At 59.9% G+C, this 26,999-nt stretch carries 21 protein-coding genes; 8 read left to right on the forward strand and 13 right to left on the reverse strand.

All coding sequences use genetic code 11. The features are described from left to right. The first annotated feature begins 34 nt into the window (after positions 1-34). Positions 35-292 carry a hypothetical protein gene (locus tag ASG79_RS23390; RefSeq protein WP_110504006.1) on the forward strand — a complete coding sequence of 86 codons (258 nt, stop codon included), beginning with the start codon at positions 35-37 and terminating at the stop codon, positions 290-292. Between the two features lie 536 nt (positions 293-828). Further along, a complete protein-coding gene (locus ASG79_RS00895; RefSeq protein ID WP_056387791.1) occupies positions 829-1,323 on the forward strand; it encodes an HtaA domain-containing protein in 495 nt (164 codons plus the stop codon). Between the two features lie 220 nt (positions 1,324-1,543). Here the strand turns inward: ASG79_RS00895 and ASG79_RS00900 are convergent, their stop codons facing one another. The 10 genes from ASG79_RS00900 to ASG79_RS00945 all read right to left on the reverse strand — a co-directional run bounded on the left by ASG79_RS00900 (position 1,544) and on the right by ASG79_RS00945 (position 13,256). Further along, positions 1,544-2,308 (reverse strand): type 1 glutamine amidotransferase, encoded by a 765-nt coding sequence (locus tag ASG79_RS00900; protein WP_056387794.1) that lies wholly within the window; start codon positions 2,306-2,308, stop codon positions 1,544-1,546. 263 nt (positions 2,309-2,571) lie between these two features. Further along, on the reverse strand, positions 2,572-4,356 hold the full coding sequence (locus ASG79_RS00905) for a helix-turn-helix domain-containing protein (protein WP_082581629.1): 1,785 nt from the start codon (positions 4,354-4,356) through the stop codon (positions 2,572-2,574). Between the two features lie 4 nt (positions 4,357-4,360). Beyond that, positions 4,361-5,521: an NAD(P)/FAD-dependent oxidoreductase gene (locus ASG79_RS00910; protein ID WP_235009455.1), complete on the reverse strand. Its 1,161-nt coding sequence runs from the start codon at positions 5,519-5,521 to the stop codon at positions 4,361-4,363. Continuing rightward, entirely contained in the window at positions 5,518-5,754 is a 237-nt protein-coding gene (locus ASG79_RS00915; RefSeq protein ID WP_056332056.1) for a ferredoxin, read from the reverse strand. The genes ASG79_RS00910 and ASG79_RS00915 overlap by 4 nt, the downstream gene beginning before the upstream one ends. A 5-nt stretch (positions 5,755-5,759) precedes the next feature. Next, positions 5,760-6,953, reverse strand: coding sequence for a cytochrome P450 (locus ASG79_RS00920; RefSeq protein ID WP_056387803.1), 1,194 nt, complete (start codon positions 6,951-6,953; stop codon positions 5,760-5,762). Next, positions 6,950-7,690 (reverse strand): gamma-glutamyl-gamma-aminobutyrate hydrolase family protein, encoded by a 741-nt coding sequence (locus ASG79_RS00925; RefSeq protein ID WP_056387806.1) that lies wholly within the window; start codon positions 7,688-7,690, stop codon positions 6,950-6,952. Before ASG79_RS00925 ends, ASG79_RS00920 begins: the two co-directional genes overlap by 4 nt. A 1-nt stretch (position 7,691) precedes the next feature. Next, the gene (locus ASG79_RS00930; protein ID WP_056387811.1) at positions 7,692-8,465 is read right to left on the reverse strand and encodes an SDR family NAD(P)-dependent oxidoreductase; all 774 of its coding nucleotides are present in this window, start codon (positions 8,463-8,465) and stop codon (positions 7,692-7,694) included. A 60-nt stretch (positions 8,466-8,525) separates the two neighbouring features. Continuing rightward, complete coding sequence (locus ASG79_RS00935; protein WP_235009454.1) at positions 8,526-9,971, reverse strand: glutamine synthetase family protein; 1,446 nt, start codon at positions 9,969-9,971, stop codon at positions 8,526-8,528. Between the two features lie 214 nt (positions 9,972-10,185). Then, positions 10,186-11,892, reverse strand: coding sequence for a sulfite reductase flavoprotein subunit alpha (locus ASG79_RS00940; RefSeq protein ID WP_056387815.1), 1,707 nt, complete (start codon positions 11,890-11,892; stop codon positions 10,186-10,188). Then, entirely contained in the window at positions 11,889-13,256 is a 1,368-nt protein-coding gene (locus ASG79_RS00945; RefSeq protein WP_056387818.1) for an aldehyde dehydrogenase family protein, read from the reverse strand. Before ASG79_RS00945 ends, ASG79_RS00940 begins: the two co-directional genes overlap by 4 nt. A 301-nt stretch (positions 13,257-13,557) precedes the next feature. On the opposite strand from ASG79_RS00945, the gene ASG79_RS00950 reads away from it, so the two are divergent. From ASG79_RS00950 to ASG79_RS23775, 6 genes are all read left to right on the forward strand, one after another. Next, positions 13,558-15,165: an APC family permease gene (locus ASG79_RS00950; RefSeq protein WP_235009453.1), complete on the forward strand. Its 1,608-nt coding sequence runs from the start codon at positions 13,558-13,560 to the stop codon at positions 15,163-15,165. Positions 15,166-15,382: 217 nt separating this feature from the next. Further along, positions 15,383-16,735, forward strand: a complete 1,353-nt coding sequence (locus ASG79_RS00955) for an aspartate aminotransferase family protein (RefSeq protein WP_082581630.1) — start codon at positions 15,383-15,385, stop codon at positions 16,733-16,735. A 153-nt stretch (positions 16,736-16,888) separates the two neighbouring features. Then, complete coding sequence (locus ASG79_RS00960) at positions 16,889-18,004, forward strand: Zn-dependent alcohol dehydrogenase (protein WP_235009452.1); 1,116 nt, start codon at positions 16,889-16,891, stop codon at positions 18,002-18,004. A gap of 205 nt (positions 18,005-18,209) precedes the next feature. Beyond that, on the forward strand, positions 18,210-19,706 hold the full coding sequence (locus ASG79_RS00965; RefSeq protein ID WP_056387826.1) for an aldehyde dehydrogenase family protein: 1,497 nt from the start codon (positions 18,210-18,212) through the stop codon (positions 19,704-19,706). A gap of 133 nt (positions 19,707-19,839) precedes the next feature. Continuing rightward, on the forward strand, positions 19,840-21,132 hold the full coding sequence (locus tag ASG79_RS00970) for a M20 metallopeptidase family protein (protein WP_235509701.1): 1,293 nt from the start codon (positions 19,840-19,842) through the stop codon (positions 21,130-21,132). Positions 21,133-21,374: 242 nt separating this feature from the next. Next, complete coding sequence (locus tag ASG79_RS23775) at positions 21,375-22,112, forward strand: hypothetical protein (protein WP_056387831.1); 738 nt, start codon at positions 21,375-21,377, stop codon at positions 22,110-22,112. A 709-nt stretch (positions 22,113-22,821) separates the two neighbouring features. Here ASG79_RS23775 and ASG79_RS00980 read toward each other — a convergent pair. From ASG79_RS00980 to ASG79_RS00990, 3 genes are read right to left on the reverse strand one after another with little or no spacing between them, the layout of a single operon-like run. After that, positions 22,822-24,462, reverse strand: coding sequence for an AMP-binding protein (locus ASG79_RS00980; RefSeq protein ID WP_056387834.1), 1,641 nt, complete (start codon positions 24,460-24,462; stop codon positions 22,822-22,824). Between the two features lie 9 nt (positions 24,463-24,471). Next, a complete protein-coding gene (locus ASG79_RS00985; RefSeq protein ID WP_235509702.1) occupies positions 24,472-25,653 on the reverse strand; it encodes an acyl-CoA dehydrogenase family protein in 1,182 nt (393 codons plus the stop codon). A 32-nt stretch (positions 25,654-25,685) separates the two neighbouring features. Continuing rightward, positions 25,686-26,996 carry a 3-hydroxyacyl-CoA dehydrogenase family protein gene (locus ASG79_RS00990; protein WP_056387840.1) on the reverse strand — a complete coding sequence of 437 codons (1,311 nt, stop codon included), beginning with the start codon at positions 26,994-26,996 and terminating at the stop codon, positions 25,686-25,688. Positions 26,997-26,999 lie beyond the last annotated feature (3 nt).

Here is a 26,999-nt window from a genome sequence, read left to right on the forward strand (position 1 = left end):
GCACAGCCCGCTCCATAGGAAGGGCACGGCATCAATGGCATTTCATCTGCAACCCAAATGGCAGCCGCTGGTCGGTCAACTGGTCATCGTGAAACTTCTGGATAAGGAGATCCGCCGCGGAGTTGTCGATGCAGTCACCGATGATGATCAAATCCTATGGCTCGACAGTCACGGCGCCGAGCCCCGCCGTCTCTTTCACCGGGCAGACGGTTTCAAGGTGTGGGTCGACTATAGATGGGAAACCGACAGGTCCAGCCTCTGCCCTGGCTTCCAGCATGCTGCTGCACCATGACGTGCCAACACTCCGCTGCCCCTGGACGCGTACAGCTTCTGGAACAGCTGCATGATGATAATGAGTTAGCAAGAGCCATTACCCGACTGCGCTCTGAAACAGTCCCGGATGAAGCGTCAGGCGTTCTTGTCACCTGGTACGGCCCTTGGTCCTACACCCTTGAACTCAGCCATCAGATTCCTCCTGGTCTCGTCTACGAGTGCGTCGCCCCTGAACAACTGAACTTCTCAGACTGATTCAGGACCGCCGGTCTGACTGGTCGAGCCCATCAGCGCCCCTCCCTCCAACGGCGGCGCGCTGGCGGCGCCCTTCCAGCAGGCTGTCGACCTCACGAGCCGACCGCGGGTCCACCGTCCTCACGGATAGGCACCAGGCACACAGCCGATGCGAACGCTGTGCCCGCAGTACATATCGATCATCTGAGCCGGCACGAAAATGGTCGAATATGAAGAGTCGGTAAGCCACTCCCATTCCTGGTGAGTCGGGAGCGGGAGCCCCACCGGCCGTGTGCAACCTGGCAACGAGAAGGAACCCTGATGTCCGAACTTCCTGTGGAAAGAGCAGATCTCGGCATGGCCTGGGCGGTGAAAGAGAGCTTTGTACAGTACGTGCAGTCTATGCGCGATGGACGCATACTCCTGCGCGAGGGTGCTGCCGTGACAAATACCCGACAGTTCTATTTCCCGTTCAGAAGCCTGGATCAATCCGACGGGAACAACTTTGTGCTCCAGTTCGGTGGAGAGGCCCGCTTCCTCGCCCATCACGGGCTAATGTCGGTCTCAATTTGCAACCCAAGAATTAAAGTCGGGCCCGACGGGGCATGCCTGTCCATCGAACAAGGAAACGAGATCGTGCACCTCGCCCATCTCAACTTGCCGGCGGTGTCGGTGGAAGAAGGCATCAATATGTGGGCAAATGTCCCGGTAGCTCTGACCAGAGCAGGAGCGGCTGTTTTCGCAGATAGCTACTCAGCCGGAGAAACACTGGCTCCACTGACCGTGAGAGCACCATCCATTGTGGAAGTATCCTGACCGCGTTCTGCGGGGGACTGGCGGCACCACTTGGGACACGGTGCTGGGCCAGGCATGAACACGCCGTGCCTTGCCCCGCTCCCGACGACTCGGTGGATCCGGGCACGAGAGACTGGCAAGGACCTGTTCCTGCCCGCAGACTCAATGGGTCCAGAGGCAGGAATCGCTGCATCGACTAGTGTGTCCAACCCGCGGCCGCAGCACCACCACGCACTGTTGGTTACTGAGTAGCCACTGTTGCGGTCGTTCGGACCAGGTGGGCGAAGCGTCGCGCCATCGCCTCGGTATGCTCCCTCACGATCTGGTCTTGATTCTCGAATGCTTTCATTCCGCGGCCGGCCCGCTCTACGGCATCCGTGTCATTCTCCTTGACCAGGGACAACCACTGGCGGTAGACCACCGGCGAGATTTCCGGGTGAAACTGAACTCCCCATGACATCTCGCCTACTCGAAAAGCTTGGTGCGGATACTGGGCCGTCATCCCGAGCCATACCGCTGACGGCGGGAGTTGTTCGATCATGTCCCCATGCATGGCGCCTGCGAAGAATGGACCCGGCAATCCGGCCATCAAGGGATCCTTGGCAGCATCGGGCCGTAATGCCACCTCTACGACCCCCGCCTCGAGGCCCTGGTCTCCCCTAGCCACGGTCCCGCCGAACGTCTGTGCCATCAGCTGAGCTCCAAGGCAGATCCCTAGCGTGGGCTTTCTATGTCTGTCGGCGGCCGCCATAAGGCGCCGGATGTCGGAAAGCCAGTGATAGGCATCGTCGTCCAAGGAGCTCATGTCTCCACCAAGAACCACCAAGGCGTCCTCCTGGATCACGTCCGGGATCACGTCGCCAATGAAAGGCTGGATAATTCTGGTGGTTATTCCCTCGTCATGCAGCCAAACACCGAGACGGTCCAGCGGGCAGTGGAAATCTGGCTGTATGACGAGTGCCTGCAGGGTACCGGTACCTCGGGGCAGGTTTGGCTGATTGGTCATGCTCGAATTCCTTATCGGGCGATCGGGGTTTCAGCGTTCGAAACCCCCGGTTGTGAAGGGACGGTGGCATCCCGTGCGGTTAACCCGGACACCAAGGCCCCATGGCCTTTAATCCCCGACCCCCGCGGACAACTTCAACGTAGCGAACAGCATCGCCGGGACCGCAGTGCCGTTTGCACATTAAGATCCAAATGTGTGTGCCACACCCTGGTGCTCTTGGGATCACGCGAATATTCCTCAGCGAACTCCGGCCGCTGTTGCCGTCATTGAAGAACCGCGCGGTGGCCTTCGCGCATCGCCAGTCGCGCTGCAATGCCCGTGGGAAGCCAGTCGCCGGCTTCTTCGAATGAATGACCGATGAGCTGCTCTACACGCTGGAGCCGTTGCCGGAGTGTGTTGCGGTGGATGTGCAGTTTTGAGACCGTGTCGGCAATGGATCCTTTGTTGGATAGGAGCATGGCGACTGTTTCGGCCAGCTGGGTTCCATTTTCCGCGTCGTAGTGCGTGAGGGACCTGAGTTCCGCGAGCACGTCCCTGATCTCCGCAGACATCCCTTCCCCAACAAGCGGCAGTTCCTGCAGGTGTTCTATGTCGCTGAAAGAGGTTACCCGTCTCCCGGATGTCCTGCCGACCAGTTCTGTCCATGCCAGTGCGGTTTCGGCGTCTGAAAGCGCTGGCTGCAGAGAGGCGACGTCCCGCGCCAGTGGACCTACGCCGGCGAAAGCTGAGACGCCACGGTGTTCGTCGAGGTCAGAAAGAGTTGTCTCCAACTTCGCCTTGATCTCTTCTCCGGAGCCGGAGGCGGTATCGATAAAGAGCAGGCTGAGGGGGCCTTCAGTGAAGACCAGGGATCGGGAGCCAGCCAGCTCCTGAAGATAGGGGGCGATGCGCCTGGACACCGCGTCAGAGTCGAATTTCAGCCGTTTCACTCGCACCAGAACCGGCAGAGTGCGGCCCTTGGACCAACCTGACTCCTCGAGAATCCGGGCGAATGTGCTCGTGCCGACGCTTCGGAGCAAGCGTGAAGCATGGGATGAACCGACGGACTCCAGTTCTACTGCTTCAAACAGAGCGGCCAGCTGAGAGCAAATGGCGCTCAGCCGATCGAGCTCTCTGGCGGAATAGCGGCGTGGACGATAGCACGTGACAATGCCCCGGGTGCTCGTCAGGCCAAAGGAGACAGATATCCGCTCGTGTCCAGCGACGTTGGATTCAATGAACTCGGACGTTGCCGTTCGTGAATGAGTGGTTCGAACCATGATTCCGCTCCGCTCGCCCTTGTCCATTGCAATGGCGGTGGGCGGCGACGTGGCTGGACCACGCCCGAAATATTCAATGACGCAGGCGTCCGAGCTCATGTGCTTAAGAATCGACCGGGCGGCCACCTGGGCGCACTGCAGGACGGAAGTGGCGGAGTTGATCGGGAAATCGACAAGGAAATGCGCTGCTGCGGATTGGCGCCGCAAGTCATCAACAGTCTCAGCCTGCAGCAGGCCGCTGGCAAGCAGCACGCCCACCTCGTCAGCAATCAGCTTCGACTCCCAGGTGAAGGTTTCCTCCTCATATGACCAGAGGCTAAACACGCCTAGCAGGGTCCCGGTCGGTGCCACGATCGGGACAACCAGCATCGAATTGAAATCTTCTTCTTGCAGTTCGCTGATGCTGACGAACCGCGGGTCCTGCTGAATGTTCTTGTTAAGGACAACCGACTGCCTAGTAAGCCCTACCCAGCCAGTTACACCTTCGCCGAGGCGAAGGGTGACTCTTCCCACTTGCTGGCTTTGCACTCCAGCGGTGCCTGCGCGCATGACAAGGACTTGTTCCTGTTCATCCCACAGGTAGACGAAAACCCCTGCTGAGTTTGTTGCCCTGGCTACCAAGTCCACTGCTCTTTGAGCAAGCGCGAGTGGATCCGGTCCTTCCATCATTAGCTGCGTGAGCTCGGACAAGGTATCTGCGCGAAGCTCTGCTATTTGGAGTTTATGGCGATAGTCAGCGGGCAGGGCCTCATTCGGTTGCGAGGCCGCGGGCTCAGCAGGGGGTTTCATGGTTTCAGCTTAGAAGGCTCATGCCCATGGACGCCCGGCTGAACTGCCGTGGCGCGTTGACGCCTATCCAAGCCACGTCCTCCTCCGCAGATCCAATCCGGTACAAGGCGGCGTTGCGTTCCTCTGCAGCGTATACCTGTACGAGTTCGCCTGCCGACGGAAGCATTCCGTGTACCTGTACCTTTCGGCCGAACTGCTCCGTCCACCCGTACGGAGCCTGTTCCAGTTCCGTGGAGTCGAAACCGGCAAAGTATTCAGCCAGGGCTGCGCCATGCCGTTGGGCCTGGGTCCAACTCTCGAACCGCCGAAAGGTTCCGTCCTCCGCCTGCCGGGCCGAAACGTCTCCGATAGCGAAGATCCCGTCGGCGATTTCACCGCTGGCCCGCAGGGCTTTCCCGTCCGCAGTGCAACGGACTCCGTTGGAAACGTCAAGCTCGCTATAGGTCAGCCATTCGGTATTGGGCCGCGCACCGATAGCGCTGATAACCAGGTCGGCGTGCAGGTCCAGGCCGCTGACCCGGACCGTCCAGTGCGCATTCGTTTTCTGAATGGATTCCACAGCAACCCCAAAATGAGTGACAACACCGGCCTGGTGCATCCATGCCTTCGCTTCCTCCCCAAGATGCCCCGAAAAGAAGCGCTGCATTGGTTGCGGAGCCAAATCCACTACCGTGACGGCAAGCCCACGTTGGGCGAGAGTAGACGCCAGTTCCGCACCAATGGTTCCGGCGCCGATGATGATCGCACTGGCAGCTCCTGCATCCACAGCGTTGCGCAGGGCCAGGGCGTCCTGGGCGGTTCTTAGGCTTAGAACGCCCGCTGGCTCGTTCGGCAGCCGGATTGAACCGGCTCCTGTTGAGATGACGACCGCGTCAGCAGCTACCTCTCCGAGCTTGTCCAGCAGGACAGTTCGCTTGTCGGTGAGCAGCCCGATCGCCTTTGCGTTGAGGATCGGTGTAGCCTCCGGCCACCACTCGGCCGGTTCAACGGGACCAGTGCCTAGAAGGAATTGCTTGGACAGCGGGGGCCTGTCGTAGGGCGCGTTCGGGTCTGAATCAATGACGATAAATTCGCCTGCAAAGCCCAGCTCGCGACTGCGTTCAATCAGCATTGCTGATGCAACCGAAGCGCCAATGACCGCAACCCGCTCTGGCAGATGTGTCACGACGCCGAAACCTCTGATGCTTTCTCGCTGGCCTCGTTCGTTTCCCGTTCCAGGATTGCCCGTTCGGGGCAGTTCCGGATGGCCTTTCGGACGTTGGGTTCATCGCCGCTGTTTTCGCGGCCAGGAATGACGTGCGCGTAGCCTTCCTCGTCGATCTCAAAGGTTTCGGGTGCCAGAGCCCAGCACCGGGCGTGGCCTTGGCAGCGCCCTCCGTCGACCCAAAGTTCTCCCATGGTGATCAAGCTCCAATCTTGAGGGTAAGCGGGCCGACGCCGTGCCACGGTTCGTCGTCATTCGCCCGTTCGAAGTGAGGGACAGCCTTCAGGAATTCCTCCATGGCGATAACCATTTCGGCGCGGCCAAGGTTCGAGCCAAGGCACCGGTGGATCCCTCCGCCGAAGGCCAGGTGGCGGTTGTCTTCGCGGTCAATCTTGATGTCATTGGGTTCTTCGTAGACCTCTGGGTCACGGTTGCCCGCGCCGAAGACGAGCACGACGCGTTCACCGGCCTTGATCTCCTGGCCCCGGACGACTGTGTCCTTCTTCGCGGTGCGGGCCATGGCCTGGACCGGGGAAAGCGTCCGCAGGAATTCTTCTGCAGCTGTGGGGATCAGGTCGGGGTTTTCACGCAACTGCTGCTGGGCCTGCGGGTTGCCGGCCAGGTACCAAAGGGCGGAACGGATCGCCCAGGCGGTCGTGTCCAGCCCGGCCAAGAAGAGCAGGTAGCAGTACGACAGCAGCTCTTCACGCGTGAGCTTCCGGCCTTTCACTTCCGCTTTCAGAAGCTGGGTGATCAGGTCATTGCCGGCTTCTGCTTCCGGTCCGGCCTTTTCCCGTTCGTCGAGAAGACGGTCGAAGTAGTCGTTGAGCTCGCGTCCGGCCGCGTATGCCTTTTCCGGATGAGCGGTCCGCTCATAGATGATCTCGTCAATCCACCGGTCGAAGATTGGCCAGTCCTGTTCCGGATATCCGGCCAGGCGGCTGAAGATAATGGTCGGCATCGGGCGGGCAAGCTTCGCCGAAACATCAACGACGTCGCCGGCTGCAAGGACTTCCTGGCACAGCTGCTTAGCGGTCTCCCGCATGCCGGGTGTCAGCTTTGAGATGTTCATGGGTGTGAACATCGGTAGCAGGATTTTGCGGAAGTCAGCGTGGGTCGGCGGATCGATGTCGATCGGAATCAGGGGGACGTCAGTGCCGAACGCCGGGAGGAGCATTGAGGGACCGACAGCGAAGGTGTCGGGGTCCTGCTCGGCGTTGAAGATATCCTCGCTTTTGGTGATGTACCAAAAGCCTCCATACTTGTTGCTGTGTCCAACAGGGCCGTTGGCCAGTATGTCCTGGTATTCGTCGAAAATGTTGTCGAGCGACCGTCCGTGGAAGTCAAAGTCTGACTTGTTGTGGCTGAGTCCCCGCTCAGTTTCTGTGCTCATGAGAATTGCTCCTGAAGTGGTTTCTGTGACTGTGCGTACGCTGCGGCCTTCTCCACGAGATCAACGAAGAGGGCCTTCTGGGCTTCGTGATAGTCGACCATGTGCTCGGGATGCCATTGGACTCCGATGAGGCGGGCATCATCGGCTTCAATTGCTTCGATGACGTCGCCTTCCCGTCCCACGACACGAAGACCTGTTCCGAGCTTTCCCAAGCCCTGATGGTGGTAGCTGTTCACGGGAATGCTCAGGCCTTTGGCGATCCGGGCAAGTTCGGAACCGGGCTCCAGCTGTACCTTGTGCCATGGTTCGTGTGAGGGGTGGTCCTGCCAGTGCCCCCTGTCCGGGCTCACTTCCTGGACGAGGTTTCCGCCGCGGATGACGTTGACAAGCTGCATCCCCCGGCAAGTGGCCAGGATGGGCAGGCCGCGAAGCATGGCCTCGTTGTAAAGTTCTATTTCGAAGTCGTCCCTGATGTCGCAGACGTCATAGACCGTGTCGATCGGGTCCTCGCCGTACAGCCGGGGGCTGATGTCGCCGCCGCCGGTGAGGAGGAGCCCGTCAAATCCTTCAAGAGCCGCATCCGGGATTGTTGCCGTGGACGGAAGAATGGCGGGACGGCCGCCCGCGGCAAGAACGCCGTTGGCGTAGGCCATGTTCTGGACCGTTGAAGGCATCGGGCCGAAGGCGGTATCGACGGTTTGCCGGGCCGCGGAAATGGCAATAAGGGGCGCCCGCATGTCAGTAAACCAGCCAACCACCGTCGACGTGGATGGTGGTACCGGTCACCCAGCTGGCCTCGTCGCTGGCCAGGAACGCGACGGCGTTGGCAACGTCAGAGGGCCGTCCGATTCGTCCGAGCGGCGTACGGTCGAGGAGGAACTTCACGGCCTCCTGGTTTTCCAGCACGGACTTGGTGAATGGGGTCTCGATGAAGCCGGGGGCGACAGCGTTGACGCGGATTTTGGAAGCTGCGGTTTCGATGGCCAAAGCCTTCGTGAACATAAGGAGTGCACCCTTGGATGCGTTGTAGTGGACCTGGGGGTGTCCGCTGCTGGCGATGACGATGTGGGCCTCGACAGAGGTGATGTTGACGATGGCACTGGTTGAATCGTCGCCCCGGGCGGCAGCGCCCTTCTCCAGCAGCGGCCGTGCGGCCTGGCTGACCAGGAACGGTCCGGTGGAGTTCACGGCGAAGACCTGGTCCCATTCCGCTACGCTCACGTCGTCGAAGTTGCTGCCCTTGACGATGCCTGCGTTGTTGACGAGGGTGTCGAGCCGGCCGAATTTTGCGTCGATCTCGGCCATGCCGCTGCGGACCGAGGCTTCGTCGGCGACGTCCATAACAACAGGCACCATTTCCGGGTGCTGGGCAATCAGACGCTCGAGCGCGGCCTCGTCACGGTCCAGGGCTACGACGGTGGCGCCCTCCTTGAGCAGCTTTTCTGCGATGGCAAGGCCGTTTCCGGACGCGGCTCCGGTGACTGCAGCGATCTTTCCGGGGTGAGTAGTCATTGGGTGCTTCTTTCTGAGTATTGAAAAATGGAAATGGAGCTCTTAGCGCGGTGTTGGGCGCTAGATTCGTTCCAGGTAACGTGCGATTTCGAAGTCGGTGACACTGGTCTGAAGCTTGCGGAGCTCCCAGCGCCTCGTCTGGACGTAGTGGGTAACGAACGTTTCGCCGAAGTACGCCTTGGCGACCTCGCTTTTCTCGAACTGTTCGATGGCCTGGTCGAGTGTTCCGGGCAGCTGCTTTACCTGGTGTCCTTCCTCCAGGGCGTAAGCGTTTCCTACCACCCGCTCCGGGGCAGTCAGTTCCTGCTCCACGCCGTGCAGGCCGGCGGCGATGCTTGCGGCGATGACCAGGTAGGGATTGGCGTCAGCGCCCGGTACCCGGTTTTCGATGCGTGCAGCACTGCCCTTTGACGGAATGGACCTGATTGCGACCGTACGGTTGTCGAGCCCCCAGGTGGCGCTGGATCCGGCCCACTGACCACCTTCGGTCCGCTTGTAAGAGTTGATGGTGGGCAGGTAGACGGCCGTGAGCTCCGGCGCCGTCTCGACGACGCCCGCCAGGTAGTTGTACCCGATGGCGCTCAGTTCGCCGGGCTCGTCGGCATTGGCGAAAGCTGACTTGCCAGATTCCGGATCCCAAAGGCTCTGGTGCATGTGTCCGGAAGAACCGGCCCACTCCGGGTTGATCTTGGCCATGAACGATGCCGTGTAGCCGGCTTCAGCTGCAGCCTCCTTGACGGTGGCTTTAAGCCGGAGGGCGTTGTCCGCGGCTGCGAGAGCATCCGAATAGTGGATGTTCATCTCGAACTGGCCTGGACCGTTTTCACTGTTGCTGGCCTCGATGAAAATGCCCTGCTCAGACAGGCGGCGTCGGATCTCACCGATGAGGAACTCGGTGCCTGTGTCCCTGACAAGGCTGTAGGTATGGCTGCCCGCCGTGATGGGGGTCAGGTCGCGCCAGTCCTTGGCGGCCAGGTCCGTCGGAGTGCCTTTGAGCAGGTAGAACTCGAACTCGTAGGCGCAGACTGGCGAGTATCCAAGGTCTTCGGCTTTCTGCACGACCCGCTTGAGAATGCTCCGGGGACAGATTGCCGCAGGCTCGCCCGACATCTCGTAAGCGTCGCAGATGACGGAAGCCACGCCGGGTTCCCCGGGAACGACCTTCAGGGTACTGAGATCGGGGAGGAGCGTCACGTCAGGGTAACCCGTGTCCCACCCCGTGTAGCTGAGATCAGAAATGATTTCGTCCTGAATGTCCCAGCCGAAGATGATGTTGCAGATATTCGTTCCGCTCTCAGCGACACTTTCCAGGAAGTACCTGGCAGGGATGCGCTTGCCGCGCCAAACACCGTCGAGGTCCACCACGCCCACTTTGAACGTTTTGATGTCGTTGTCGGAGACGAACTTTTGCAGTTCGTCATGCGCTGACGCCGCTGCGGATTGATCCTGCATGTCGATTGCCTCGAGTTCTTGGAGATCCTCCGGGACCTGTGTGATGGGATTCACTGTGTACCTCTTATCCTCATTGATATTGCTTACTAAAAACACTAAGAGCGGGATCCTATTGGCGTATGTGCAAGCTGCACATCATGATTGCCGGCTACATGCATGCGGTAAGGCAGATCACATCCAGAGCCGTACGTAGGCCAAGACTTTTTTCGAGTCCTGCCGAGTATCCGGGACACGAAAGCCCTGGTACTGGGCAGGGTTCAGATGGGGCCTAGTAGACGTCCTTGACGTAACGGCCCTCAGTCTTCATGGACTGCACGTAGTCGTACGCCTTTTCGCGGGTCATTGCGCCGTGGCTGCCCAGCACCGCCAATAGGGCTTCGTCGATATCAGGTGCTATCTGTTTCCCACCGCACACATAGACGGAAGCTCCGTCCGATAGCCAGGCAAAGATGTCTTCACCTTCTTCGCGGATCCGGTCCTGGACGTAGACCTTGCCCTGTTGATCCCGGGAGAAAGCCAGGCTGAGGCGGTCCAGCACACCGTTGCTCTGCAGTTCTTCCATTTCCGCCTGATAGAGCCAGGAAGGCCTTTCATGGCGGTCCCCGAAGAACAGCCAGTTCCGGCCCCGGGCTTGTGAGACTTCACGGTCACGGAGGAATCCGCGGAACGGGGCAACTCCGACACCTGGACCGATCATGATCACATCAGCTGAGCTGTCCTTGGGCAGGTGGAACTCGTGCGCGGGCAGCGGGAACACTTTCATAGCTTTTTTGGTGCGTGCGGCGGACTGGAGGAAAGCGCTGCACGCCCCCGAGTGCCGGCGCCCGGCGGTCTCGTATCGCACAGAGGAGACCGTCAAGTGGACGCGGTTGCCGTCGGCGAGGGGACTGGAGGCGATGGAGTACGACCGGTGCTGCAGAGGCCTCAGCTTTGAGAGGAACTCGCCGGGGTCGACATCTGTTGTCCGGGTTTCCTGCAGCACGTCCAGCATGTCCCGTCCCCACAGCCAGTTCTCCAGCGCGTTCCGGTCACCGGACTCGACCAGGTTCCGCACGGGATGATCCGGTGCGAGATCTTCAACGAGCCAGGCAACGATGCCCAGGTGGGGCAGCCGAAGCTCATAGTCGTTTTGAAGCGTCTCGCGTACAGTCTTGCCGTCCTCACCGAACGCCTCGCTGCCCTCGAGGCCAAGGAATTCGAGGAGGTTTTCCACGAGCTCGATGGAGTTGGTGGGGATTACGGCAAGTGAGTCACCTGGCCGGTAGTTGCGGCTGTCGCCGCTGACCTCAAGCTCATAGTGCCAGACCTCTTTTTCGGACTCTGGAGCGCTTAGGAGGCGGGCCTCGACGACGGTGGCAGTGTCAGGTTCCCGGCGTGTGCTTTTGGGCTGCTCGGCGGGGTTTGCTCCTGGAACAGTGGAGTCTTGCGGGCTGTTGTCCCGCTTCTTGGGAACAACTGTCGTGAAGGTCTCGAGCATGCCCTTGATCCACTTGCCTGACGTCAGGTCATAGTCGACATCGCAGTCGAGGCGGTCGAGGATTCTCTTGCCGCCGAGTTCGCCAAGGCGCTCGTCAAGGTCGATGCCGGCTTTGCAGAAGTCTTCGTACATGGAGTCGCCAATGGCAAGGACTGCGAAGGGAACGTCCCTGAAGAGGTCTGAGCCGGCGCTTTGAAGCTGATCCCAAAACGGTTGCGCGTTGTCCGGCATGTGGCCGTTGTCGTGTGTGGCGGTAACGATCAACAGGCGGTCCTTGCGTGCCGCATCTTGCGGGGTCAGCATGTCCAGGCTCATAAGCTCGGCTGAGTAACCCTGGCCGTTTGCCTTGTCCACGATCTTGGACGCAAGGAACTCAGCGTTCCCGGTCTGGCTGCCGTAGAGGACGCTGAGGGTCTGCACGGCGGTGTCTGTCTCACTGGATACTCCGGATGAGGTGCCTTGGTTGGTCCGAACCAGCTCCCCTGTGTCAGTTGTCACGGTTCTGTCCTTACAAATACGGTCTTGAGTTCTGTGTATGCCTCGATGGCAGCTTGGCCCAGTCCGCGGCCGATGCCTGACTGTTTGAAGCCGCCATAAGGTGTCTGGATTCGAATTGATGAGTTTGAGTTGACCGAGAGAGTCCCGGACTCGAGTGCCCGCGCCGTCCGCAGGGCCTGGCCGACGTCGTTGGTCCAGATGGAGCCGCTCAGGCCGTAGATTGAGCTGTTGGACAGCGCGATGGCTTCCTCTTCGGTGTCGAAGGGAATCACCGAGGCGATGGGGCCGAAAATTTCCTCGGTTGCCACCCGGCTCTTGGGGTCGGGGGCGATGACGATTCTGGGTGCCATCCAGAAGCCGGGGCCATCCGGTGCTTCACCGGCGGTGACGACGTTGAGCCCGTTTTCGAGGAAGCTGGAAACGGTGTCGCGGTGGGCAGCCGATACCAGAGGTCCGAGGTTGGTCTTGTCGTCCAGCGGGTTACCGATTTTCAGTGCCCGCGTAGTTTCGATGAATCCCTCAACGAACTCGTCGAAGATTCCCCGCTGCACGAGAAAGCGGCTGCGTGCACAGCAGTCCTGGCCCGTGTTGTCGAAGACCGACATCGGGGCTGCCCGCAGACACTTGGCGAGGTCGACGTCGTTGTAGACAATACTGGCGGACTTCCCGCCGAGCTCAAGAGAGACTCTTTTCATCGTCGTTGAAGCCGCTTGGACGATGGACCGGCCGACCTCGGTGGAACCAGTAAAACTTACTTTGTTAACATCCGGGTGTTCAGCGAGGGCATTGCCGATCCGGGCGCCCGAACCTGTGAGAACCTGAAGCGCGTCTCCGACGACGCCCAGTTCCTTCACGATTTCACCAAATCGGACAGTTGACAGGGGGGTAAGGGCGGCGGGTTTCACAATCACGGAATTGCCGCTGGCCAGTGCCGGCGCGATACTCCAGGATGCGATAGGCAGAGGGAAGTTCCAGGGGGCAATTACGGCCACCACGCCCAGCGGCTCGCGGAAAGTCATGCTGACGCCGCCGTCGACGGGAATGGTGTCTCCGAGGATCTTGTCCACCGTTCCGGCGTAGTACTTGAAGCACTCGGCGACACCAAGAACTTCCTGTCGGGCCGCCGCCAATGGCTTACCAACGTCGGTGGATTCGAGTAAGGCCAGTTCGTCGCTGTGAGCGATGACAGCATCGGCAATAGTCCAGAGGGCATCACGGCGTTCAGCCAGTGGCTTGCGGACCCAGGCGCGCTGGGCGGCCCGTGCGCGTTCGACCGCTGCATTCACGTCCGGCAGGTCGTAGGCGGGCACCTCGCCTATCTGTTCTTCTGTAGCGGGGTTGTAGACCGAAATAACGCTGCTCATAATCGGGTGCTCCTTCAGGAGAAGTGGGTTTTGTCGAAAATTTCCTAGTCCCGTGTGGAGTCTGGGAAGCTCCGTTAGTTCCGACAATGCCTGAGGAAACTGCGGCCAGCGAGTGCTGGGAGCACCACGATAACTAGCTGTATGTGCGTGGTGCACATTCCAGAAACTCTTCGGTCATCGGACCGCGTCCATTCTTTTGCCAGCCGGTAGCTGTGCATCAAGACCATGCGCAGGACGGATGTATGTGCAGGCTCAACACCGCAAACCCTGGGGTAACTCCTACGCTGTAATCCAATTCACAGTGACGTTCGGCAAGGGGGCCGGCCCCACTTGTGGGTTCCGCGATGCCGTTCAATTCCGCCTTGTCGAAGGCATCGCGATGACACTCAGCTTCTACGTCCAGGAGGGACGAATGGCAATTAAAGATGTTAAATTTGAGCCGGTGGATGCGGGACCGAACAGCATATTGAGCCCGGACCGATTGCTCAGCAGGGGCCTTGGAGTCCGGTCGATCGTGTTCATGGTTGTGGCGGGAGCTGCGCCCATGACAGCTGTCGTGGCTGGTTGGCCTGTTGTCGTTTCTGCATCGGGAAGCACGGGCGGTCCGCTGTTCTTCCTTATCGCGACCGCTATTCTGTTTCTGTTTGCCGTTGGCTTTACGAGGATGACGCCCTTTGTAAAAAATGCTGGAGCGTTCTATTCCTACATCCAAACGGGGCTGGGCCGGGGTGTTGGCATGGGGGCTGCCACTTTTGCGCTCGGAACATACTTGCTGCTGTTTCTTGCGTTGTGTTCATACCTGGGATCAGCGGCCCAGACCACGGTTCACGATCTGGGCGGTCCGGATCTTCCCTGGTGGCTGTGCAGTCTGGTGCTGATGGCAACCTGCGGTGCTCTTGCTTACCGGGACGTCGAGCTCTCCGCCAAGGTGCTGGGCGTGGTCCTGGTCATCGAAACAGTCGTTCTGCTGGCAGTAAACATCGGGGTGATTGTCCACGGCGGCGCGGAAGGTTTGAGTGGTGACTCGCTGTCCCCCGCGCGTTTGGGCGAAGGTGTCCCGCCTCTGGGCGTCATGTTTGCCTTCTTCTCGTTCATCGGTTTTGAGGCCACCGCCGTCTTCCGGAACGAAGCACGTGACCCCGATCGCACTATCCCTCGGGCAACCTACATCGCCGTTATCGGCGTCGGCATTTTCTACACTTTCACTGCCTGGGCCTTGCAGGCGGGAGTCGGAAGCAGCCAGATCGTCGAAGCCGCGACGAATGATCCCACCAGCATTGTGGTAGGGCTCGCGGGACAGTACGTGTCCCCGCTCCTTGCCACCCTGCTCCAGGTTTTCCTCATCACCAGCCTTTTCGCCTGTATCCTCACCTTCCAGAACGTACTGACCCGGTACCTCTTTACCCTTGGTACTCAAGGTGTTCTTCCGTCTGGACTTGGTGCAATCCACCCACGTCACCACGCTCCGTCCAGGGCAGCCTTGATCGTCTCGGTAGTTGCGATAGCACTGCTTGGTGTCGAGGCGATCATCGGGCTCGACCCGGTAACGCAGGCCTACACCTGGTTCTCAGGCTCGGCCACATTGGGCATCGTTGTTCTGATGGCTCTCACGTCACTCGCGGTGATCGTGTTCTTCCGGAGGAATGCACACAACAAGAAGGTCTGGGGCACGTTGCTGGCCCCCGCGCTTGCCCTTCTCGGACTCGGGGGAATTGTCTTTCTGGTCCTTCAGAACTTCGGGCTTCTCGTCGGCGGCGACTTGGCGGCGGGAATACTGTTGGCGCTCATGGCCGCACTCTTCCTGGGAGGCGTGACTACCGCGCTGGTTATGCGATCCAAGCGGCCGGCGACGTATGCCGCACTGATTCCGGCAAGTTCCAGCAGCGAGGAAAGATCTACAGCGAGCTAAGAAAAGAAGATCTATCTCCGTAGCTTCCGTCGCACAGGTCTTCTTGGGGCGATCGTAACGGTGTCCGGTCGCGCAAAGCGCGGCCGGACACTCGCGCCCATGGACAAAAGGATCTTCCAGAGATTTCTCTACCCGTCACTGCATTTAGTGAGCTGCTAGAGCAGCTGCCGATATTTAGGAGCTTCCCATTTCCGACAGCGCACTGTTAAAGCAAATCATCGACAGGAAGTACCCGACAGTTGCCTACGGCGAAGGCGTCTTCCTGTATGACACGGAAGGGCGCCAGTATCTGGATGGTTCAAGCGGCGCCATGACCGCCAGCATTGGCCACGGTGTGGAGGAGATTGCTGAGGCGGTGAAAGAACAGTGCCGCCGCGTGGCTTTTACGTATAGAACCCAGTTCACCAACCTGCCCGCTGAAGAACTTGCCCGCCGGCTCACCGACATTGCTCCCGGGGACCTCGATATGGCTTTTTTCGTCAATAGCGGGTCAGAAGCATCCGAATACGCCATCCGCACCGCAGTGAGCTACTGGCGCGAAAGGGGGCTCCCAGGCAAAGTCAAAATCCTTGGCAGGACCATCAGCTATCACGGCATGACAATGGGCGCCCTGTCGATGTCCGGGCATGCAGCACGTCGCCCCGACTACGGATCCTTGCTGCATGCGTTCTCCTTCGCCCCGCCGGCCTACGCATACCGCTTCGCCCTGCCAGGCGAGAGCGAGGAAGCGTACGCTGCGCGGGCTGCGAAAGCCTTCGAAGATGCCATTCAGAAGGAGGACCCCGGCACAGTCGCGGCAGTCATCGTCGAACCAATCGTAGGAGCCGCCGGCGGAGTCCTCACACCTCCAGCGGGCTACTTCGCCCGGCTTCGGGAAATCTGTGATCGGCTGGACGTGCTGATGATCATCGATGAGGTCATTACCGGAATGGGGCGCACGGGCGACTGGTTCGCGAGTTCCTACGAGGACGTCGTGCCGGACCTTCTTCTTATCGGCAAAGGAATGAGTGCCGGTTACTCCCCTGTTGCTGCCGTCTTGCTGCGGAGCCACATCGTTGAGTCGTTCAGAGAGGGCAGCGGCGTCGCGCCGTTCGGCCACACCTTCTCGGGGAACCCCCTGGGGGCAGCAACCTGCCTGGCGGTCCTGGACTTTATGGAACGCGAGGATATCCTCGCGAACGTCCGGCAACGGGGGAAGCAGCTCGAGGAGGGTCTGCTCTCCCTGGCAACAAGGTACCGCTGCATGGCAGATGTCCGTGGGCGGGGCCTGCTCTGGGGCTTCGAGTTCGTTATGGACCAGGAAAGCAAGCAGGCACCCGATCCTGCGCTGGGAGCGGCCAACGCATTCGTGCAGGAATGCCTGGCCCAAGGGCTCATTGTCTATCCGGCCGGTATCGCCCCGCTGAACAACGCCGTGATCCTGTCCCCGCCCTTGGTGATCACCGAAGAGGAGACACGCGTACTGCTGGCGAAGCTGGAGAAAGCCCTCCGCGCCATGGAACGCCACGTTAAGCGCTGGGCAACCGTGGGTGACGACCGGCATGGATCCCGAGTTGGAACCGGAAGCTGACTCTCATCCCGGCCGTTCCACAGTGGAGCCGGAGGTCAGGTTGCACATAGTGGTCGTAAAGGCTGTTCCCTCCACACACTTTTGAAACTCGACCAGGGCTGAAGATGGTCGAAGCGACCCATCTGCCAGCACCTCAACCATCAAGGAAGCCAAGTGACTACACCGATTCTTGCCGCCGTGCTGGAAAAGCCCGGAGCCCCTCTTCAGATCCGCGAACTGCTGCTTGACGATCCGGAGGACAATGAGGTTCTCATCCGGACTGAGCGAGTGGGCCTTTGCCACAGCGATCTGCACTATATAAAGGGGTCGCTGGATATCTCCCTGCCGGTAGTCCTCGGGCATGAAGTCGCAGGCATTGTCGAGCGCGTCGGTTCTGCGGTCACAAGAATTAAGACCGGTGACCGGGTCGTGGCAACGGTCACCCCCTCCTGTGGGGCATGCCGCAACTGCATAAGCGGGCGCCCGACCCAGTGCGAACGGGTCGACTCGATGCGTGAGCGGCATCGACCCAGGCTGCTCGCACCTGATGGATCAAGCGTTGAGTCGCTCGGCGGTATCGGCGCATTTGCAGAAGCCTTCCTTGTGAAGGAGGCATCCGTTGCAGTGGTCGGCTCGTATCTGCCTCCCCAGGTGGCGTGTCTTCTCGGTTGCTGCATTAGTACAGGAGTAGGCGCGGTTATTCACGGCGCAAAGGTAGGGCCAGAGGATACTGTTGCCGTAATCGGTTGCGGCGGTGTCGGCATAGCAGCCATTCAAGGTGCCAGGTTGGCTGGGGCACGACGAATCATTGCCATTGACGCCGTGCCGGCGAAGCTGGAGCTCGCCCGCAACTTCGGTGCCACGGACACTGTTGTCTCATCACCCGACCCGACAGAAACACTCATCCAGGTCCGATCACTACTTCCCCAAGGTGTCAGCCATGCAATCGAGGCCGTGGGCCGCAGCCAGACAGCGGAACTCGCCTTTTCGCTCCTGAGCCCGAACGGAACCGCCACCATCCTCGGTCTCATGCCCACAGGGTCCGAACTGCGTATCCCCGCAGATGCACTCGTCTACGGCGACCGACACCTGCAAGGCGCCTACATGGGCGCGAACAGGTTCCTCAGCGACGTCGACATGTTCACGGACCACTACCTGAACAACCGACTGGATCTCGATGCAATGGTCACCAAGGAACTGCCCTTCGAACGTATCAACGAGGGATTCGAAGCGATGGCAGAAGCCTCGACGATCCGAGTTGTGCTGAACATGACCGACAGGCAATCGTGATCCGGGCAACCTGAAGACCATTCAACAGCTGACTATTACGCCGATCATGATCTGATTTTCCGCCACGGCCAGCGTCGGAACGAAAGCTGCGCAACATGGCGCTGCAAATCCTCCCGAACATAAACGGTCAACGTCAAGGCTCAGCCCCTGCCGTCGCTGGTCCCGGACGACAAAGACAACAACGAAAACCAGAGGAGCACCTTGAATGACTGCTGAAGGACTAACACAACTGACCGCTATCACCCCCGACCTTGTCGAGCAACGCTCCTTTGTCGATGGCGCATGGCTGCAGCTCGACGAAAACGGCCGCTACCTTACCAACCCAAATACGGGCGAACCTCGGCAGCCGATGCGAAAGACCGGAAAGGCTGACGTCGAGTGCGCACTCGCCGCAGCGGCGACACTGCACGAGTCCGGGACGCTTGAAGACATCAAACTCCGGGACCGTCTTAAGCTCCTGACGAAGGTAGCCGCATCTCTCGATGCTCAGAGCGAAGAAATCGCGCTGCAGGACAGCATCAACACGGGAGTCCCTATCCGGACCACTCGCCTGATTGCCGGTGCACTCGGGGACAGAGTCCGGGGTACTATCGCTGAAGCGGAGCAGCTTGGCGAGTCGGAGACCCTGGACGGCGGTGACCGGTCTGTGGTCATCCTGCGCAAGCCCCTCGGCCCGGCCCTCATCGTTGGCCCCTGGAATGCTCCAACCTTCACCGTGGTAGGCAAGGTGGCGGCAGCAATGGCGGCTGGCTGCCCGGTCATCCTCAAACCCTCCGAGAACGCCCCCGGAGGTTGCCAGCTCTTCGCCGAATCGATCGTCGCCGCCATGACCGAACTCGATTACCCGAGCGCCGCGTTTCAACTGGTTCATGGGAATTCGGAGACAGGATCACTGCTGACTTCGGATCCCCGCATCGAGGCTCTTTCGTTTACCGGCGGCGATTCGGCAGGCCGCACAGTCGCGCAGGCTGCAGCGTCCAATCTCGCTGTCATGCAGATGGAGCTCGGATCCAACAATCCCGTGATCATTCTGGATGATGCCGATGTCAGCTCAGCGGCACAGTCCATTGTGCAGGGCATGACCCGTCTCAATGGCCAGTGGTGCGAGGCGCCCGGCAAGGTACTGGTTGACGGGTCGATTCACGACCGTTTCGTTGAAGCTATGAAGTTCGAACTCAGTAAGCTTCGGGTAGGAAATGCCTTGGATGAGACAACGCAAGTGGGTCCCCTGGCGTTTGAGCGGCAGCGTGATGGTTTGAAAGCCGCAGTGAATCGACTCCTCGAACTGGGGGGAACGCTGGTCACTGGCGGCGACCTACCGGATCTAGACGGCTGGTTCCTGGCACCGGGGATGATTGTCGGATGTCCCGCCGGAGCCGCCACGGAAGAACTCTTCGGGCCGCTGGTCACGGTACATTCCGTGCATTCCGTTGAAGAGGCGCTTAGCCATGCAAACGGACCGGCAACCGGTCTTGATGCCTACGTATTCGGTGGCGACGAAACACGGGCCATCGACGTTGCATCCCGTATCCGTGCCGGGGAGGTCCGCATCAACGGCACGTTCATGAGCGACCTGGCCGGCAATTCGCGCCAGAGTTTCTGGGGTACCAGCGGTATCGGAGGCCACGGTCCCCAGTACGGCGTACGCTTCTTCACCGGCGACCGCGTGGTTGGCGTGGACAGGACGGATTTCCCGCTCTAGGGGCCATATCCGACCCCAAAAGCGTAGGCGAGGCTGCACTGGGCCTGGGACAAAGATTCCGGGAACGTGACGCGTGGCTCAGACGGGGGCTCCGCGTCCTCTCGGGAAAGCAGCAGGCCAAGGCCTTGGCAACATGAGACGAGAAAGTCCTTCAATGACAGATACTTCAACGACAGATACGGTGCGGCTTTCAACGCTGAGCTTCCTTGAGGGCGCCGCAGCGGCGATCCCGGCCTTTGAAACCGACCTGGTCGATTTCCGTAGGGAAATGCACGCCGATCCTGAAGTCGGCCTGTATCTGCCCCGCAGCCAAGCCCGGGTCCTTGAGGCACTCAAGGGACTCGATCTCGAAATAAGCCTGGGAAAAGCAGCCTCGTCCGTGGTAGCGGTACTACGTGGCGGGGCCACCCAGGCCCCCGTCGGGAGCCGCCCCACTGTACTACTCAGAGGCGACATGGACGCCCTTCCTCTGGCTGAAAAGACGGGGATATCCTTTGCCTCGACCAATGGAGCGATGCATGCCTGCGGCCATGACCTGCATACAGCGGGCCTGATTGGTGCCGCCCGCCTGCTCTCGTCCGTACGTGACAGCCTGACCGGCGACATCATCTTCATGTTCCAACCGGGGGAGGAAGGACATGACGGGGCCCGCATCATGCTGGAGGAAGGCGTTCTTAACGCAGCCGGGAGGCGGCCGGATGCTGCCTACGCCCTGCATGTCGTTTCGGACATCCCGTCAGGCGTGTTCACGACCCGGGCCGGCTCCTACATGGCAGCCTTCGGAGATCTGTCCGTCAAGGTTATCGGGCGTGGTGGGCACGGTTCGCGCCCCTTCCAAGCTCTGGATCCCATACAGGTAGCTGCTGAAATGCTTGGCGCGCTACAAACGTACATCACCCGGCGATTCAACGTTTTTGATCCCGTGGTACTGTCCGTGGGCCAATTCCATGGCGGTTCCGCCTCTAATGTCATACCTGATTCGGCGGAATTCAGGGCCAGCGTCAGGTCTTTCAGCCCCGGTGTCGAAGCGCGGCTCGCACAGGAGTTGCCGGATCTTATCCGGCAACTGGCGACCGCTCATCAGCTGACAGCCGAGGCAACGTTCACTCCGGTTATGCCGGCCACCGTCAATCACGACAGTGACGCCGAACTCTGGGGCAGGACCGCACGGACGTTCTTCGGAGAGCACCGGTTCGTGCCCAGCCCGTCCCCCAGGACCGGCTCTGACGATTTCTCCCGTGTCCTCGTGGAGGTCCCAGGAGCGTACGGGCACCTCGGAGCTGGGTCTCCAGATATCGACCCCATGGAGTGGGCTCCCATGCACTCGCCCAGGGCAGTGTTTGACGACAGTATCCTCGTCGACCAGACACAATTTATGGCGGGCGTGGCGCTTGGAAAGCTCCAGGAGTTGGAGGTCCTGGGGTAGCGCAGTACCGGTCTCGAAGCCCCGAATGGATGGCAGTTCAACCACTATCAGATTGGCGTACAACCCAACCGGACGTCAGACGATCCGCAAAAAATGCGTCAAGATGGGCTCAAAGTGCTCTTCCTTGACACCCAGCGGCTGAATTCTGAGATCTCAATCTGACACCTAGTGGTGGGCAGCACCGCTGTTCTTGTCGGACCTCCTGGTTAGCGTTAAGCCCGACGACACAATTAGGGGGACACATGTTTGACCGAGACACCGACTACCCAACAGCCGTAGCGAGCTACGACGACGAGGGCGTCAGCGCGGCGATCGACTGGTGCGTCGAACACATGCAGACGGATGACACGCTCTCTGTCTGGACGGCACTACAGTCGAACCTCAGCAACTGCGACGCTTTGGAGCGCCTCGTGCAGCGACACAGCAATGTGTCGCATATCACCGGTCGTGGTGGCGGTACGCCACAAGGTACCGGTCCGGTGCTGATGGCTTGGCCGGACATGGACGACATCGGGAAGCTGGTGCGCTACGGCCACGGGATCCGCGCCATCTGCGTCATCACCTGGAACGCCGACCGAATCCGCTCGTGGGTCACGGCGATGAAACCGGACATTCTTGGCGACGGCTCAGACTGGAAGACTCCCTCCGCCGAACTCGACCCGATCATTATGGAGGCTCTGAGAAGCCTGACGCTTACGGTGAACCACAACAACACGATATCGGCCGGCTTTGAGAAGGATCAGGTCGTCGGCGTACTCCTGGCGCTGCGCGACGCCAGAATCCCGATGGACGCCGACGCCATGCAGGGCTGGGCCCTTGCTCACGGGTGGGCCGGCAAGAATCCGGAGCGGCTGGCGCAGTACGTCCGGGACATCAACGGCGGGAAGCGCCCGCGAGCCCGGCACGTGCTCCGTACGGACTATATCGACTACCTGCGGCAGAAGCTGGCATCGGGTGACGATCCTGACGCTGAGGATTAGGAATCGCAGTCGGGTAGTTTCACTACCCCATCTTCTGGCTCCTCTGCGAGTCCGAAGAGCACGGCGATGTCGCTGAGTCGTCATCCCAGCTTTCGTGCATGACGGGCAGGAGCTCGGAAAGGGCTCTGTCTACCCGAGGAGCACCGCTCCGCATGGTGAGAAATGCCCGTCATTACAGGGAACACATCACATCATTACTTAAGGACATACCCCCGGGGGAAGGTGAATCATAGACGTGATGTGCACGTTTGGAGGCCAAAAGATCCCTACAAAATCAGCACAAACAGGCCATCCAAGTGCGATCACCACATGTTCACTAATTCTCGAGTCCCGACCCCGCAATGGAAAAGAGAGGGGAGACGCCTGGATTCGTCACGCTATCTCTGCAGTTGGTGTGGAGCGGGAAAAACCGCCAAGACCAGATCGTCCGGGGCGGGTTTGTCTTCGAATTCCGCCTCGGAGAGCAACCCAAAGCGGCGGCGGACTGTTAGCAGCTCGCCCTTGAGGTACTTTGATCGAGCCCTGGGGGAAATCAAGCATCATCTCGCGAAGCACATAGTTGTGGATCTCAGTTACCGCAGCCGCAAATCGGATCACGTCAACGGTCGAGACACCAGGTACCGCATGACACAGGTAGTCGGAAAACAGCCGCGGTCCGGCACTTGCTGCGATCAATACAGTTCACCACTCTCGCCCACGGGTGTGGCTCCTAACTGGTTTCCGTCCGCAACTCTTCTGTGCTTTTGCTGATGTCCAGAGCACGCAATTGCGCCTTAATTGTCTTGCCGGTTGAGGTATGAGGGAGTTCGTCGGTGAAAAGGATCTTGTCAGGGACCTTGAATCCGGCGATCCGGGCTTTCGCATAGGTGCGCACGGCTTCGGCGGTCAGGGTGCTGGTACTGCTGCGGACCACGAAGGCAACGGGCCGTTCCCCCCACTTATCGTGTGGAACGCCTATCACTGCCACGTCGGTCACGTCTGGATGGCTGATGATGGCCTGTTCAACCTCGATGGTCGAGATATTTTCACCGCCGGAAATGATGATGTCTTTGGCGCGGTCCTTGAGCTGTATGTAGCCGTCAGGGTGCATGACTCCGAGGTCGCCGGTGTGAAACCAGCCTCCACGGAAAGCTTCGGCTGTTGCCTCCGGGTCTTTGAAGTAGCCGATCATAACGTTGTTGCCGCGAAGCACGATTTCCCCGAGGGTGGCTCCATCGGCCGGTACATCGTTCATGGCCGAATCGACGATGCGCGCCGTTTCTGCCTGCAGCATTCCGACGCCCTGTCTGGAGATCTTCACTGCCCTCTCCTCTGCGGTCAGCCCGTCCCATTGGTCTTGGTATTCACATATCGTGTACGGGCCGTACACCTCGGTAAGTCCATAGACGTGGGTGACGCCGATTCCGAGGGAGTCCAGTGCTGTGATTATCGACGGTGAGGGCGGAGAGCCCGCGGTCGTGATTCGTAAGGGGGCCGAGACGGTGTGCGCCTGGGGCGCGTCGGCAATAACGCTGCAGATCGTTGGGGCACCGCACATATGGGTGATGCCTTGAGTATCAATGGCGCTCCAGACGCCCTCGGGGCGCACCGCGCGCAGGCAGACATGGACGCCGGCGACGGCTGTGACGGCCCAGGTGGTGCACCAGCCGTTGCAGTGGAACATCGGGAGCGTCCAGAGGTAGCGGGTGTCAGCGTTGAACTGGTTGTGGATCGTTTCCCCGATGGAGTTCAGATATGCGCCTCGATGCGAGTACAGGACACCTTTCGGCTTGCCCGTGGTGCCAGAGGTGTAGTTGAGCGCGATAGGCGTTCGCTCGTCCTGAATGGCCCACGGGAGGTCTGCCTCGCTGGTTACTCGGTCACCCAGGAAGTGCTCGTACTGCACGGTGGCCGGGGTCCGGCTGGTGTCGAAGCCGGCGCTGGTGCTGGTGCTGTCGGGCACCTCCACGATGTCCAGAAGATGGGTCGGTTCCAGGTCGAGGCCTGCTGCAGTACAAAGTAGTTCGGTGTCAACAAAGAGGAGCTTGGATTCGGAATGCTCGAGGATGTATTGAAGTTCACGTGCCGTCAGGCGTGAGTTCAGAGCCACGAGGACGCCGCCGGCCAGGGGGATAGCAAAGTGCGCGATCAGCAGTTCGGGGATGTTGGGGCATAGGAACGCGACCCGGTCGCCGGGTCTGATCCGGCCTTTGATGACCTTGGCTAGCTTCTGTGCTTCGGCGGCGAACTGACCATAGGTGTACGTTCGCGTTCCATGAACAATCGCCGTTTTATCGCCGAACACCTCGGCTGAGCGCTGGAGGAACCGCAGGGGGGTCAGGGGGATGTCGTTGGCAAAATCTGTCGTCATGGTCAGTCCTTAGGCGAAGGCGCTTTGTCCGGTGACATCGCGCCCGATGAGTAGAGCCTGGATACTTTGGGTGCCTTCATAGGTATGGATGGACTCGATGTCCAGTAGGTGCCGGATCACGTGGTTTTCCAGCAGAATGCCGTTGCCGCCTAGCATGTCGCGGGCGATTGAGGCGAGCTCTCGTGCCTTGCGGGTGTTGTGGTATTTGGCCATTGCTGCCTGGGTTGGAGTCATCCTTCCTGCGGTATCAAGGGCGGCAAGGTGAACGCAGTGCAACTGCATGCTGGTGAGTTCGGAGAGCATGTAGGCGAGCCGGTCCTGGATCAGTTGGAATTTGGCCAAGGGTTTGCCGAACTGAGTTCGATGCGCCACGTAATTCAGTGCTGCTTCGTATACTGCGGTGGCATGTCCAAGCGCGGACCAGGCCACTCCGAGGCGGGTGGCGACCAGGACTTTCGTCACGTCCTTGAATGTCCGGGTTCCGGGGAGCACGTTTGTGATTGGCACCCTGACATTGTTCAGGCGTATCAAGGCTTGGTTCATGGCGCGCAACGACGCCTTTCCCGTGATCGGTGCGGCCTCATACCCTGGCCGGTCCTGTTCTACAAGGAACCCGCGGACGTTCCCGGCCTCGTCCCGGGCCCAGACAACGGTGATGTCTCCCCCGCACCCGTTGCCGATCCACTTCTTCTCTCCGTTGAGAACATATTCGCTTCCGTCCAGTCTGGCGGTCGTTTCCAAGGCAACGGAGTCGGATCCATGTTCCGGTTCCGTCAGGGCAAACGCACCTAGCTTTTCGCCGCGGACCATAGGACCCAACCATGCATGATGCTGCTCTTCAGATCCGAAGAAGGCGATGGATCGCAATGCCAATCCACCTTGCACGGCGATGATCGTGCCCAGGGAGCCGTCACCTCGAGAGACTTCCATATTGACCAGACCGGCCGCCAGTGCTGACAACTGCTGGTGCCCCTCGACGCTGACTCCGTCGGACAGCAGGTTCATCTCCCCCATGACTTTCACAAGATGGGCCGGGAACTCGGCCCGTTCCCAGCAGTCGTTCATTTCAGGGAGGGAATCCTCAACAAAAGTCCGTGCGCGGCACCATGCAGCGCGATCCGTTTCGGGGATATCCGCGAAAACGGAGTAGTAGTCGGTGTTCAGCGGTTCGGTGACGTCATATTCAAGCATCGATATGCATCCTTTAGACATGTAGTACGGAGTTAGGTTGACACGGCCTGTGTGGAACCGACGCTGGACGCCGCCTCTTCTGCGAAACCATGGCTCTCATGAAGATTCTTTCCCCACACCTTCCGTGACGCCCCGCTTAGATCGAGCAGGGGCGTGAGCCCGCCGTGGCGTTTCGGGAAATTGGCCCCCAGGATCATGCAAAGGTCAATTTCCTTCGGACTTGCCACTACTTTTTCGGCCAGGATCAATCCCACTTCTTCGGCCAATGCTTCGAGGACCAGGGCCCCGATGCCTGCAGCATCGGTGGTCATTGAGGCGCTGTCGACATTTGAGGGTTGCAGCAATGCTTTTGCCTCCGGCAGCAGTTCTCCTGACGCATCCAGGAAGCCGGAAAGGCCTGCCTCAGCTGCAGCAACCAGGCCTGGACTGACCCCAAAACGCCCAGGGTAGGCGGCGTGCATGCTCTCGCAGATGTGCCGTTGGACAGCTGGACCGATAAACCCCAATAGCGTCAGAGGGGTCATCGGCAGGTCGAGCGGATCCAACGCGTGGTCGACCGTCTTGATATCAAACCCGGCGTCGATGAGCCGCAGCAGCTCACTGAAGAGCCTGGTTAGTATGCGGTTGACGACGAAGCCAGGAGCGTCCTCGACCAAAACCGGGGTCTTGCCAAGTAGCCGGGCTAGATCGCCCACCCTGGCCAGGGTGGGAGCATCGTTTTCTGCGGTCCTGATAACTTCGACCAGCGGCAGCACAGCTACGGGATTGAAAAAATGCATCCCGATCAATCGTTTCCTGTGAGCTAACTGTTCGCCCATCGAAGCGAGAGACAGTGACGACGTGTTCGTTAACAGCAAGGCTTCAGTGCTGACAAATTTCTCGATCTCGGACAGTACCGTCCGTTTGACGGCCAGATCCTCGATGACCGCTTCAATCACCACGTCGCAGGACCCGAAGTCCTTTCGGTCCAGCGTCCCTCGAAAAAGTGCACGAAGCTCCGCGGCAGTTGCTTCGTTAAGATGGCCCCGGTCCTGCAGTTTGTCCAGATGGGTGGCTATCCACGCAAGGCAGTGGTCAATTCTTGCCTGGGAAACGTCAGTAATGAGCACCGGGACACGAAGTCGACGAGCAAAGAGTATAGCGAGCTGGCCGGCCATTAGCCCCGCACCGATCACGCCCACGCAACGAATGGTCTGGGGCTCGAAAGAGGTGTTCGCGAAGATCCCGGATTCCTCCCTCAGCAGCTGCTCGGCATAGGCAGCAGGCGTTACGTGGCGGGCATTGAGCACGTCCCTTGGCTGGGCTGCCGATAGCTGAGTTTCAACGACATTGTCAAAATCCATATA

Source organism: Arthrobacter sp. Soil761 (assembly GCF_001428325.1).
Classification (GTDB): Bacteria; Actinomycetota; Actinomycetes; order Actinomycetales; family Micrococcaceae; genus Arthrobacter.